Origin of the sequence: Bacillus sp. 204(2023), from assembly GCF_037027505.1 — a bacterium.
In the GTDB taxonomy this organism is placed as follows: Bacteria; Bacillota; Bacilli; order Bacillales; family Bacillaceae; genus Bacillus; species Bacillus subtilis.
This window is the reverse complement of the sequence record NZ_JAXCHE010000001.1, coordinates 541,111-553,900: the sequence shown is the minus strand read 5'-3', so window position 1 is coordinate 553,900 and position 12,790 is coordinate 541,111. Positions and strand designations below refer to the sequence as shown.

Sequence of the window (12,790 nt, the reverse complement as noted above, 5' to 3'; positions counted from 1 at the left end):
GTAAGGGATTCCCGGTCTTTTATATTATTTTGTTTCACGGTGAAGGGTATATTTCTTTAAACGCGGTGAATATTTTTTCAGCTCTAAACGGTCTGGATTGGTGCGTTTATTTTTTGTTGTGATGTAATTTCGGTCTCCCGTTTCAGTGCAGGCTAAAGTAACATTTACTCTCATGATTAACATCTCCTTATAAAGCGTAATGATTACGTTTTATTATACAACGTCATCACAAATTGTCAAATAAGAGCTCCGCCTTCAGCCTCGCGGGACGTTTACCTCTAAGAAATCATATGCCGCCACGCTATTGGGGAAAACGTCAACCGCTTCTTTTTGAAGCTCCAAAGAAGCATCTCCCTGATATCTTGCGCTGATATGGGTTAAAATGAGCTGCTTCGCTCTTGCTTCTTTCGCTGTTACAGCCGCTTGTTCCGTTGTACTGTGATAATAATCATAAGCAAGTTTACGGTCTTCCTTAGCAAAGGTTGCTTCATGAACTAGCACATCACAATCCCTCGCAAGCTCTTTTAGTTTGTCACTTACTCTCGTATCACCGGAGAACACAACAGATCTTCCCTTTTTAGGAGGCTCCAGAAAATCATTGCCATTGATAATTCGTCCGTCTTCAAGCGTTACCGTTTCGCCTTTTTTGATTTTCTGATATACAGGTCCGGGCGGGATGTTCATTTCTTTTAATACATCAGCCTTCAAGGAACCCAGTACGTCTTTTTCCTGCACACGGTACCCGAAGGCTTCCACTCCATGAATAACAGATACCGCTGTGACAATAAACTGATCGTCCTCAAACACGATTCCTTCTTCAATTTCCTGGATCGCAAGCGGATATGTCAAATGGGTCTTCGTGACGGCAAGGCTTGTTTCAATAAACGCCTTGATCCCTTTAGGTCCGTACACTGTAAGCTCGTCCTCTCCGCCTTGAAAGGAACGGCTCCCCAGAAGCCCCGGAAGTCCGTATACATGATCGCCGTGCATGTGTGTAATAAAGATTTTCTCTATTTTACGAGGTTTAATCGTTGTATGTAAAATTTGATGCTGTGTGGCTTCCCCGCAGTCAAAAAGCCATACCGAACGCCTTTCTTCAAGCAATTTTAATGCCACCGACGTTACATTTCTCGCCTTGGCGGGAATGCCGGCTCCCGTCCCTAAAAAAAGTAATTCCACGTTTCCTTCCTCCTACTAGAACCAGATACCTACAAGAATACAGGATCAAGCGCAAAATGTGAATCTTGCCTCTGAAAAGAACAATCCTTTCGTGCTAGAAACATTTTTTCAGCATTCTGCTTAAAAAAGGGCTTAAATGTTTGCTTTCGTTGAATTTTAGATTTAAAATGAAGGAAATATACGGGGTGTACTAAAATAAAGCTTCGAATAAAGTGAGGTACTTTTAGTGAAAACAAACCAACAACCAAAAGCAGTAATTGTCATATTCGGTGCAACTGGAGATTTAGCAAAACGAAAATTGTATCCGTCTATTCACCGTTTATATCAAAACGGACAAATCGGAGAAGAGTTTGCAGTGGTAGGAGTTGGAAGAAGACCTTGGTCTAATGAGGATCTTCGCCAAACTGTTAAAACATCCATTTCCTCATCTGCAGATAAGCATATAGATGATTTCACGTCTCATTTTTACTATCACCCGTTTGACGTGACAAACCCTGGCTCTTATCAAGAGCTTAACGTATTGCTTAACCAGCTGGAAGATACATATCAAATTCCTAACAACAGAATGTTCTACTTGGCAATGGCTCCTGAATTCTTCGGAACGATTGCAAAAACATTAAAATCAGAGGGTGTAACAGCTACAACCGGCTGGTCCCGCCTTGTCATCGAAAAACCGTTCGGCCATGATCTGCCAAGCGCACAGGCATTGAATAAAGAAATCCGTGAAGCGTTTACGGAAGATCAAATTTACAGAATCGACCATTATCTAGGCAAACAAATGGTTCAGAACATTGAAGTGATTCGATTTGCCAATGCGATTTTCGAACCGCTCTGGACAAACCGCTACATCTCAAACATTCAAATTACGTCTAGCGAATCACTTGGCGTAGAAGACCGTGCAAGATATTACGAAAAATCAGGCGCCCTGCGCGACATGGTGCAAAACCATATTATGCAGATGGTTGCCCTCCTTGCAATGGAGCCGCCGATCAAATTGAACACAGAAGAAATCCGCAGCGAAAAAGTGAAGGTGCTGAGAGCACTGCGCCCTATTGCAAAAGATGAAGTGAATGAATACTTTGTGCGCGGACAATATCAAGCCGGTGAAATTGACGGTATGCCTGTTCCTTCTTATACAGAAGAAGATAATGTCGCTCCTGACTCCAATACAGAAACCTTTGTTGCCGGCAAGCTCTTGATCGACAACTTCAGATGGGCTGGTGTTCCATTCTATATCCGTACCGGAAAACGAATGAAAGAAAAGTCCACAAAAATTGTCGTTCAATTTAAGGACATTCCGATGAACCTGTACTACGGCAATGAAAACAACATGAATCCAAACTTGCTTGTCATTCATATCCAGCCTGACGAAGGCATTACGCTTTACTTAAATGCTAAAAAGCTTGGCGGAGCAGCACACGCACAGCCAATCAAACTCGATTATTGCAGCAATTGCAATGACGAGTTGAACACCCCTGAAGCATATGAAAAACTAATTCACGACTGTCTTCTTGGCGATGCAACAAACTTTGCACACTGGGATGAAGTTGCCCTTTCTTGGAGCTTTGTCGACTCCATTTCTGAAACATGGGCAGCAAACAAAACCTTATCTCCTAACTACGAATCAGGCTCAATGGGACCGAAAGAATCTGATGATCTTTTGGCGAAAGACGGCTTACACTGGTGGAATATATAAGAAAAAAAGCCGAAAATGCTTGTAAGCATTTTCGGCTTTTTTGCAGCTGTCACAAAGGTATAGCACTCTCTTTAATAACAAAACCCCCAAAGCTCTAAAGCTTCGGGGGTTTCTATTGATTACTTCATCCATTCAGTATGGAAGATGCCTTCTTTGTCAGTACGCTCATAAGTATGAGCGCCAAAGTAGTCGCGCTGTGCTTGGATTAAGTTTGCAGGCAGTACGGCTGTGCGGTAGCTGTCATAGTAGGCTAATGCGCTTGAGAACGATGGCACCGGCACACCTTGAGCAACTGCAAGTGAAATCACTTGGCGAAGCGCTCCTTGGTAGCTTTCTACAATATTCTTGAAATAGCTGTCAAGAAGCAGGTTGTCAAGCTCAGGCTCGCGATCGTAAGCTTCTTTGATCTTCTGAAGGAATGCCGCGCGAATGATGCAGCCACCGCGGAAGATCATAGCGATTTCACCATATTTCAGGTCCCAGTTGTATTCTTCAGAAGCAGCTTTCATTTGGGCAAATCCTTGCGCGTATGAGCAGATTTTACTCATAAACAACGCTTTTCTGACCGCTTCAATCAGCTCTTCTTTATTTTCTGTAACAGGCTTCACTTCTGGTCCTGAAAGAAGGCCGCTCGCTTTCACACGCTCTTCCTTCATAGCTGAGATAAAGCGCGCGAATACAGATTCAGTAATAATCGGAAGCGGAACACCTAAGTCAAGTGCGCTTTGGCTTGTCCATTTTCCTGTTCCTTTTTGGCCTGCTTTATCAAGAATCACATCAACAAGCGGTTTGCCTGTTTCTTCGTCTTTTTTCGTAAAGATGTCAGCTGTAATCTCAATCAAGTAGCTGTCAAGCTCACCTTTATTCCATTCAGCGAAAACTTCATGAAGCTCATCAGCAGAAAGGCCCAGCACCTGTTTCAGAATGAAATATGATTCAGAGATCAGCTGCATATCTCCGTATTCAATTCCGTTGTGCACCATTTTTACGTAATGGCCGGCGCCGTCCGGACCGATATATGTCGTACAAAGTTCTCCGTCAACTTTTGCAGAAATGGCTTCAAGAATCGGTTTTACAAGCTCATGTGCTTCTTTTTGTCCGCCAGGCATGATAGAAGGTCCTTTAAGTGCCCCTTCTTCTCCGCCGGAAACGCCTGTTCCGATAAAATGAATGCCGCTTTCAGCGAGTTCTTTGTTACGGCGCTGTGTATCTTTATAGTATGTATTACCGCCGTCAATTAAAATATCATCCTTCTCTAGATGAGGAAGAAGAGATTGAATTGTCGCATCTGTTGCAGTTCCCGCTTTAACCATTAATAAGATTTTGCGCGGTGTTTCCAAGGATTGGACAAATTCTTCAATGCTGTATGTGCCAACAACATTTTTTCCTTTTGCCTCCTGTAAAAACTCCTCAGTTTTACTGCTTGATCTGTTGTAAACAGAAACAGAAAATCCCCGGCTTTCGATATTTAAAGCCAGATTTTTACCCATGACCGCAAGTCCGATAACGCCGATTTGTTGTTTTGACATATTCTAACGTCCCTTCTGCAAACGTTTAATCATTTTAAAATTTAAATTAAAATAAAATGATATTTATAATAAAGAAATTACCATACATTCACCCTTTTTTTCAAGCGATTCAGCTTTTCTTTTCATCTTGAAAAAAATCTTTATTAAAGCTTGTTCCCTTTGTTCTGCTCTCCTCTTTTTTTAACGTTGCCCCTTTTCTGATCAGTTTGGTACCGTACTTTTTATTCAGCTTTTCCATCATCTGCTGAATGGGCTCATCCTTCGCATCTTCATTAAAGCTGAACAAATCGAGCTGTTTATAGGCCTGCTCTTTTTCTACTAAATCCGTTCCGGTAATGCCAAGCAGCCTGACAGGATTTTTATTCCAATGTTTAAAAAAGAGGTGCTCCGCTTCTTTCAAAATGTCATTTTTTTGATCAATCGGGTTTCTCAACGTGGTGCTTCTTGTGATGGTTTTCCAATCCGCATATCTAATCATAATAAAAAGCTTCGAAGCCATGACTTCCTTGCGCTGTAAACGGTCACTCACAGAAGCGGCAAGCTTTCTAAAGACGCCTAACAGCTCTTCTTCATCACTGGAATCATGGGAAAGTGTCGATGAGTTGCCGACGCTTTTAAATTCGTAAATGCGCTCCGGGTCAACCGGCGCATGGTGAATGCCATTTGCTTTATTTTTAAGGCGCGGACCGTTGATGCCAAGCAGGCGCTTCAGCGAGTGTTCATCAGCTGCAGCTAGCTCTCCGATTGTATGGATGCCGAGTCCCTTCAGTTTTTCCGCTGTCTTTTTGCCGACTCCGTGCATCTCTCCAACAGGAAGCGGCCACAGGATATCAGGCACTTGCCTCTTTCTTAAAATCGTGATTCCAAGCGGTTTTTTCATATCAGACGCCATCTTAGCGAGAAATTTATTCGGCGCGATCCCTATGCTTGACGGGAGCAGCAGCTCTTTTTGCAGCCTGCTTTGGATTTCTTTTGCCGTCTCCAGCGCCCGGCTGCTGTATGGTGTATCGGTCATGTCCATATAGCCTTCGTCGATGGAGACAGGCTCCACTAGGTCAGTATATTCACGAAGAATGGTAAACATCGCTCGTGAAGAGTTTCTATAGCGGTCAAAGTTCGGCGGAAGAACGATGAGCTCAGGACAATGGCGCTTCGCTTGCCAAACCGGCATCGTTGTTTTGACGCCGCGCGCTCTTGCTTCGTAGCTGCATGTTACCACGATGCCCTTTCGCTCCTTTACGTTTCCGGCAACTGCGACCGGCTTTCCCCGGAGAGCCGGATCATATGCCATTTCAACCGACGCATAAAAGCTATTCATATCAATATGGAAAATAATTCGGCTCTTTCCCGGCATAAACAAATCTCCTTTTCGTTCATTAGACAACAGCTTGTACATATAGTAAAATGAAGGTATTGAATGGATGTGGTGACAATGTTTGTGGAATCGATAAATGACGTTTTATTCTTAGTCGATTTTTTCACAATTATTCTTCCTGCTCTGACGGCAATCGGGATTGCATTTCTCTTACGGGAGTGCCGTGCGGGCGAGCAATGGAAATCAAAACGAACAGATGAACATCAGACGGTCTTTCACATTAACCGAACAGACTTTCTTATTATTATATATCATCGCATTACAACTTGGATACGTAAAGTCTTCCGCATGAATTCGCCTGTGAACGATGAGGAAGACGCCGGTTCTCTTCTTTTATAAACCGCATTTATAAAAAGGAGGAGAACAAAATTGTTAAAAACATATCAAAAACTTTTGGCTATGGGTATCTTTTTGATCGTATTATGCTCGGGCAATGCTGCATTTGCAGCGACTAATCAGGTGGGAGGCCTCAGCAACGTAGGTTTTTTCCACGATTATTTAATCGAACCGTTTTCCGCGCTGCTTAAGGGTGTTGCCGGGCTGTTTCACGGAGAATACGGACTCTCTATTATCCTCGTAACCATTATTGTGCGTATGGTTGTACTGCCTTTGTTTGTTAATCAGTTCAAAAAACAGCGCGTGTTCCAAGAGAAAATGGCCGTTATTAAACCTCAGGTTGACAGCATTCAGGCCAAATTGAAAAAAACGAAGGACCCTGAAAAACAAAAAGAACTGCAAATGGAAATGATGAAGCTGTATCAAGAGAACAACATCAATCCGCTTGCTATGGGATGTCTCCCAATGCTGATTCAGTTTCCTATTGTGATTGGGTTTTATTACGCGATTCGCTCTACACCTGAAATTGCGTCACACTCGTTTTTATGGTTCAGTTTAGGACAATCTGACATTCTCGTGTCTCTTAGTGCGGGAGCAATGTACTTTATCCAGGCCTATGTCGCTCAAAAACTGAGCGCGAAATATTCCGCTGTCCCGCAAAACCAAGCGGCACAGCAATCCGCAAAATTGATGGTGTTCATCTTCCCTGTGATGATGACGATTTTCTCGCTTAATGTGCCGGCAGCCCTCCCGCTGTACTGGTTTACAAGCGGACTGTTTTTGACAGTGCAAAACATCGTCCTTCAGATGACGCATCATAAAAGTAAAAAAACAGCCGCTCTTACTGAGCCGGTGAAATAAAAAAGCAACCCCGCGCGAAAAGCCGGGGTTGTTTTTTTGTTACTTGCAAAGCATACCGCGTCAAACAGTCTTGTTTATCATGGCTGAAGCAGAAATGGCCATCCAAAAAATAGCCGTATCGTTTAAAAAGAAGGAAATAGGGAATACCTTTACTCATCTCCAAACGAAAGGAGCATATACGTTGACGGAACACTTTCAGCAAAAAAACATTTCTGTACCTGAAGGAATCTGGATCATGAGACAAACCTGGAATGATGTCTTATTTGCTCACTGGCCTGTTGAAGTTTCTATCCTTCGCGCTTTGGTACCGTCCGTTTTAGAATTAGATACATATAACGGGCAAGCTTGGATCAGCATGCTTCCCTTTATGCTCACGAACCTGAGGGCGCGTTATCTTCCTGCCATTCCCGGTGCGCGTGCATTTCCTGAGCTTAACCTCCGCACCTATGTCACGTATAAAGGCAAGCCCGGCATTTATTTTTTTAGCTTAGATGCCGATCATCGGCTGGCCGTCCTTGGCGCTCGCACATTCTTTCATCTGCCTTATTTTTATGCGGATATGAAAGCCAAAAAAAACGGTGATCGCATTGACTATGTCAGCAAGCGGAAAAATGACAAAGAAGCAGTATTCCGCGCCGCATACCGACCCATTTCAGCGCCTTTTACAGCAGAAAAGTATTCGCTCGATTACTGGCTGACAGAACGATACAGGCTCTATACTACCAATCAAAACAAACTCTATTACGAAGACATCCATCATCATCCATGGCTGTTGCAAAACGCCGAAGCGGAAATTTCAGTCAATACGGTGACTGATGCTCACGGCATTACATTGCCAGAGTCAGACCCCTTGCTTCATTACGCTAAAAAACAGGATGTGTTATTTTGGCCGCTTAGGAAATGGAGCTAAAAAAACCCGATGCGGGAAATAGCACTCGGGTTTTCTTTTTTTATTTTGCTGCCTCTTCAATAATGGCAACAACCATTTCTGCCGTTTTAACGAGCTCTTCGACCGGCATTTTTTCATTTTTAGTATGAATTTGCTCATAACCGACAGCAAGATTGACCGTCGGGATGCCATGACCAGCGATTACGTTCGCGTCGCTTCCGCCGCCGCTCGTTTGCAGCTCGCTTGGACGTCCGATTTTAGCAGCCGCTTTTTTCGCGATTTCAACAACTTGGTCGCCGTCTTGATATTTAAAGCCCGGATACATAACCTCAATTTCGACTTCTGCGCGTCCGCCCATATCAGCTGCGGCCTCTTCAAAAGCAGCTTTCATTTTTTGAACCTGAGCTTCCATTTTCTCAGGAACTAAAGAGCGCGCTTCAGCAAGAATATGAACTTCGTCGCACACAATGTTTGTTTGTGTGCCGCCTTCAAACCGGCCGATATTAGCTGTTGTTTCTTCATCGATACGGCCCAATGGCATTTTTGAAATGGATTTGCTAGCGATTGTAATCGCTGAAATGCCTTTTTCAGGTTCAACCCCGGCGTGCGCGGTTTTCCCGAAAATTGCCGCTCTTACCTTCGCCTGTGTCGGCGCGGCCACAATAATATTTCCGACTTTTCCGTCTGAATCAAGAGCATAGCCGTAGGATGCAGTGATCATAGAACGGTCAAGAGCCTTCGCTCCGATCAGACCCGATTCTTCCCCTACTGTGATGATGAATTCAATCGTGCCGTGTTCAATGTTTTCTTCTTTCAGCACCTTAATCGCCTCAAACATTGCAGCCAATCCCGCTTTATCATCAGCGCCTAAAATCGTCGTGCCGTCAGTTTTGACGTAACCGTTCTCTACAACTGGTTTTACGCCGTTTCCGGGTACAACTGTGTCCATATGAGATGTAAAATAGATCGTATCTGTTTGTTTTGTCCCTTTTAGCGTGCAAATCAGGTTACCGGCTCCGTGGCCCGTGATATCCATTGTATCGTCTTCTTTAACGTCCACACCTAAATCAGAAAATTTTCGTTTCAGCACTTTGCAGATTTCAGCTTCGTGCTTTGTTTCTGAGTCAATTTGGACAAGCTCTAAAAATTCTTCCAGCAGGCGTTTTTCATTCACCATTTGTAAGTCCCTCCATATTAAAGCGGTATGTTACCGTGCTTTTTTTTCGGTCTCTCTTCTGTCTTATGTGCAAGCATATGAAAAGCTTGAATCAGTTTTCCCCTTGATTCTTCCGGCAAAATGATGTCATCGACCATTCCACAAGCTGCCGCTTTGTATGGGCCGGCGTTTTGCTTTTTGTATTCAGCTGTTTTTTCGCGTTTCGTCTTTTGCGGGTCAGCTGAAGCTTTGATTTCCTTTTCATACAAAATCGATGCCGCACCTTCTGGACCCATCACTGCGATTTCAGCATTCGGCCATGCAAACACAAGGTCTGCTCCGATCGCTTTGCTGTTCATGGCCACATAGGCGCCGCCGTACGCTTTTCTAATGATGAGTGTGACTTTTGGGACAGTCGCTTCAGCATAAGCAAACAATAATTTTGCTCCATGTCTGATGATTCCATTGTGCTCTTGCTGAATACCCGGCAGAAACCCCGGGACATCTTCGACAGTCAATAGCGGGATATCAAATGCGTCACAAAAACGGATGAACCTTGCTGCTTTATCAGCAGCGTCAATCGTCAGGCTTCCCGCCAGATGCTTCGGCTGGCTCGCCACGATGCCGATTGCTTTTTCACCCAGCCTTGCAAACCCAATGACAATGTTCTTCGCAAAAAATGGCTGAATCTCAAAAAAAGACTGCGGGTCAGCCAGCTCCCTGATCACCTTCCGAACATCATAAGGCTTTGTCGTATCAGCAGGGACAAGATGGTTTAATAATGGTCTGGACGCCTCTTTCTCTGGCTTCGGCTCTGTTGTCCGGCCATTCAGCGGCAAATAAGACAGCAGTTTTCTCACCCCTGTCAGAACCTCCTTTTCCGTATGCCCGGAAAAGTGGGCGTTTCCGCTGACGGCATTATGTATCCCCGCTCCGCCTAAGCTCTCCGCATCAACCTGTTCCCCTGTCACTTTTTCAATCACCTTCGGGCCGGTAATAAACATCCGGCCGGTCTGTTCAGCCATAAATATAAAATCTGTGAGTGCCGGAGAATATACAGCGCCTCCAGCGCACGGCCCTAAAATAACCGATATTTGCGGAATGACTCCGGAATATAAGACGTTTCGGTAAAATATGTGACCGTATCCATCTAATGATACCACACCCTCTTGAATTCTCGCACCACCTGAGTCATTCAGCCCGATAATCGGCGCCTTATTTTTTGCTGCCAGATCCATCAAAGCGCAGATTTTCCTGGCATGGGTTTCGCCAAGCGCCCCTCCGAACACTGTGAAGTCTTGCGCAAATACATAAACTGAGCGGCCGTCAATTGTGCCGTACCCTGTCACGACCCCATCCCCTAACATGCGCTGTTCTCTTGTTAGCACTTGACTTTCCATGAAGGGATGTAATTCGATAAAGCTGTCCTGATCTAGAAGAAATATGATCCTTTCCCGAGCAGTGAGCTTGCCCTTTTGCCGCTGCTGAGCCAGCTTTTCCTGTCCTCCGCCTTCTTCTGCCTGCTTGCGTTTCGTGTATAAATGATCCATGTGCTCATTCATGTTCATTGAGTTGGTCTCCTTTCGGTTCACAAAGCTCTACAAGAACACCGTTTGTTTCCCGAGGGGAAATAAACGCAATCTTTTTCCCGTTCGCTCCCTGTCTTGGGTACCTGTCAATCAATTGAACATGCCGGTCAGACAATGCTTGAAGCTGTTCAGATAGGCCGTTGCACAAAAACGCAATATGATGCAGTCCCTGCCCTTTCTTCTCCAAAAATAAACGGACGGGGCTGTCAGCTGTCAACGGCTCTATCAGCTCAAGTTTGACGCCACCAGCTTGAAAAAAAGCAACATTCACCTTTTGCTCTTTAACCGTTTCTTGATGAAGAAATGCAAGCCCCAATACATTTTCATAAAAGCTTCTAGCATCTTTTATCGAAAAAACGGCTATCCCGATATGGTCAAGCCTGTTCATTTGCATCCCTGCTTTCGCTAATAGATTTCGCTTGTCCGCCCATTCAAAACACGCTAAAATATAGACAGATTGTTTAAGGAGTGAAAATCATGTCTCAAAAACTGATGAAAAGCGTTTTGATCGTGATTTTGGGAGTTTTTATTCTTTCAACTGTACTCTCAGGAATCGTCATGTTTTTATAACGATAAAAAAGCAGGCGCCTTATTCATTGGGAATATCCTGCTTTTTTATCAGAGCTTTATGCTCGATGGCAATATCCTCAAAAGAGCGGTTGTCGTCCGTGATCAGCACTCTCGTTCCTACTGGTATCGTTTGAAACAAATGAACAACCTCATCGTTATGCATACGTATACAGCCGTTAGACACAAATTTCCCTACTGATTCCTCTCGGTTTGTCCCATGAATTCCATAAATCCGCCCGTCCGTTCCTTTCGCGTCAAATCCGATCCATCTTGCCCCAAGCGGGTTATCAGGAGATCCCCCTTCAATATTTTTCTTTCTGTAGTAAGGATTTTCCGCTTTTACCGTTACCGAAAACTCTCCTTCAGGCGTCAAATCATCTGTTTTTCCAGTCGCCACACTATACACGCCTTCTACTTTGTTGTCGAGGATAACAGCAAGTTCATTTGTTTGCTTGTTGACAATAACATATGGATCACCCGGCAGCGGATTTTCGCCGAGCGGCCAAATCGGTGAAATCATCATAAAAATCGAACATAAGAAAAAACGCATAAGCTCCTCCTTTTTCATTAGGTTGACCAATGAAGGAAGAGCTCATGCGAATCATCCGAGTGATTTTTGCGCTTTTATTCCTTTAAAATAACTTTTAATCACTAAATATTGTTCCATTTCGCCGAGAAGATGGAAGAGAGCGGCCCTCGCTTCAAATTCCTCTCTAGTCGCAGGAAGCGGCATCTCCTCAAATTCTTTTCTCATGTCAGCAAGTCTTTTCAGAAATTTGTACGCCGTATTCCCAGGGTGTATCGCCTCCCGCAAATCATGAATAAATTCAGCGATCATTTTTCCCTGATCTACCGTAATGGAGATCGATGTCACTTTAGGGAGAAGGCGTTCGATAATTTCAAATTGCTTTTCTCTCATTTTAAAATAATGATAATGCAGATTTTCATAACGCAAAATGTGGTTTTGCACATCTCGATATGCCAGGTTTTTAGCCTCCGTAATGAGCTGGTGCGTTTCCGGAATTTCTTTTCCTGACCAATCTTGCTCACCAGTTAACAAATACCGTTCGATTTCTGCAAAAATGACAGCAAAGTTATCCTCTATCTTTTTGCGGTAGGCAATCAGTTTCCGGTCAAGACTAGGCATATACAAGTTCATCAATAGAGCGACGCCGATGCCAACCGTAATCAGCTGAACTTCATTCCAGATGAAAGCAAGCGTAATGCCGCCGGACATGTATAAATGAAGGATAATAACGGAACTGGTGACGATACCCTCGTTAATTTTTAACAGAACCGTTATCGGAATGAATATCAAAAGAAGCGCTCCGATCACAAACGGGTGGTAGCCAATAAGCTCGAAAAAGAGATAAGAAAAAACAATTGCCAGACAGCATGCCGCAAAGCGGGCCCATGAGGCCTGAAGCGACCGTTTTTGTGTGATTTGTATGCACAAAATGGTGATGATTCCTGCTGATGCGAAGTTTTGCAAATGCAATAACTGGCTTATATAAATAGCCAAAGCTGTTCCAAGCGCGGTCTTTATTGTGCGGTAACCAATTTTAAACATGTCGGACTCCATTTCTATTTGTTTCTTCAATAAAAAAGAA

Annotated in this window: 14 protein-coding genes; 5 read left to right on the top strand and 9 right to left on the bottom strand. The window is 43.9% G+C overall.

Annotated features, from left to right (window positions below; genetic code table 11):
• Nucleotides 1–24: 24 nt before the first annotated feature.
• Complete coding sequence (gene rpmG, locus WA279_RS03010) at nt 25–174, bottom strand: 50S ribosomal protein L33 (RefSeq protein WP_003226511.1); 150 nt, start codon at nt 172–174, stop codon at nt 25–27.
• A gap of 81 nt (nt 175–255) precedes the next feature.
• On the bottom strand, nt 256–1,179 hold the full coding sequence (rnz, locus tag WA279_RS03005) for a ribonuclease Z (RefSeq protein WP_336154219.1): 924 nt from the start codon (nt 1,177–1,179) through the stop codon (nt 256–258).
• A 226-nt stretch (nt 1,180–1,405) separates the two neighbouring features.
• Between rnz and zwf the strand changes: the two genes are divergently transcribed.
• Complete coding sequence (gene zwf / locus WA279_RS03000) at nt 1,406–2,875, top strand: glucose-6-phosphate dehydrogenase (RefSeq protein ID WP_336154218.1); 1,470 nt, start codon at nt 1,406–1,408, stop codon at nt 2,873–2,875.
• 119 nt (nt 2,876–2,994) lie between these two features.
• On the opposite strand, the gene gndA is transcribed toward zwf, so the two are convergent.
• On the bottom strand, nt 2,995–4,404 hold the full coding sequence (gene gndA / locus WA279_RS02995) for an NADP-dependent phosphogluconate dehydrogenase (protein WP_336154216.1): 1,410 nt from the start codon (nt 4,402–4,404) through the stop codon (nt 2,995–2,997).
• A 109-nt stretch (nt 4,405–4,513) separates the two neighbouring features.
• A complete protein-coding gene (locus tag WA279_RS02990) occupies nt 4,514–5,758 on the bottom strand; it encodes a DNA polymerase IV (RefSeq protein ID WP_336154214.1) in 1,245 nt (414 codons plus the stop codon).
• 72 nt (nt 5,759–5,830) lie between these two features.
• Between WA279_RS02990 and mifM the strand changes: the two genes are divergently transcribed.
• From mifM to WA279_RS02975, 3 genes are all read left to right on the top strand, one after another.
• Nucleotides 5,831–6,118, top strand: coding sequence for a membrane protein insertion/folding monitor MifM (gene mifM, locus WA279_RS02985; RefSeq protein ID WP_010886563.1), 288 nt, complete (start codon nt 5,831–5,833; stop codon nt 6,116–6,118).
• 30 nt (nt 6,119–6,148) lie between these two features.
• Complete coding sequence (locus WA279_RS02980) at nt 6,149–6,976, top strand: membrane protein insertase YidC (protein WP_336154212.1); 828 nt, start codon at nt 6,149–6,151, stop codon at nt 6,974–6,976.
• Nucleotides 6,977–7,157: 181 nt separating this feature from the next.
• Nucleotides 7,158–7,886 (top strand): YqjF family protein, encoded by a 729-nt coding sequence (locus WA279_RS02975; RefSeq protein ID WP_336154410.1) that lies wholly within the window; start codon nt 7,158–7,160, stop codon nt 7,884–7,886.
• A 40-nt stretch (nt 7,887–7,926) separates the two neighbouring features.
• Here the strand turns inward: WA279_RS02975 and WA279_RS02970 are convergent, their stop codons facing one another.
• From WA279_RS02970 to mce, 3 genes are read right to left on the bottom strand one after another with little or no spacing between them, the layout of a single operon-like run.
• Entirely contained in the window at nt 7,927–9,042 is a 1,116-nt protein-coding gene (locus WA279_RS02970) for a tripeptidase T (RefSeq protein WP_336154210.1), read from the bottom strand.
• 17 nt (nt 9,043–9,059) lie between these two features.
• Nucleotides 9,060–10,583, bottom strand: coding sequence for an acyl-CoA carboxylase subunit beta (locus WA279_RS02965; protein ID WP_336154408.1), 1,524 nt, complete (start codon nt 10,581–10,583; stop codon nt 9,060–9,062).
• Nucleotides 10,576–10,998, bottom strand: a complete 423-nt coding sequence (gene mce / locus WA279_RS02960; RefSeq protein ID WP_336154208.1) for a methylmalonyl-CoA epimerase — start codon at nt 10,996–10,998, stop codon at nt 10,576–10,578. Before mce ends, WA279_RS02965 begins: the two co-directional genes overlap by 8 nt.
• A gap of 89 nt (nt 10,999–11,087) precedes the next feature.
• Here mce and prli42 point away from each other — a divergent pair, with 89 nt between their 5' ends.
• Nucleotides 11,088–11,180 carry a stressosome-associated protein Prli42 gene (gene prli42, locus WA279_RS02955; RefSeq protein ID WP_003226489.1) on the top strand — a complete coding sequence of 31 codons (93 nt, stop codon included), beginning with the start codon at nt 11,088–11,090 and terminating at the stop codon, nt 11,178–11,180.
• Between the two features lie 19 nt (nt 11,181–11,199).
• Here the strand turns inward: prli42 and WA279_RS02950 are convergent, their stop codons facing one another.
• Complete coding sequence (locus WA279_RS02950) at nt 11,200–11,730, bottom strand: L,D-transpeptidase (protein ID WP_336154206.1); 531 nt, start codon at nt 11,728–11,730, stop codon at nt 11,200–11,202.
• A gap of 51 nt (nt 11,731–11,781) precedes the next feature.
• Complete coding sequence (locus tag WA279_RS02945; protein WP_014480207.1) at nt 11,782–12,750, bottom strand: aromatic acid exporter family protein; 969 nt, start codon at nt 12,748–12,750, stop codon at nt 11,782–11,784.
• Nucleotides 12,751–12,790 lie beyond the last annotated feature (40 nt).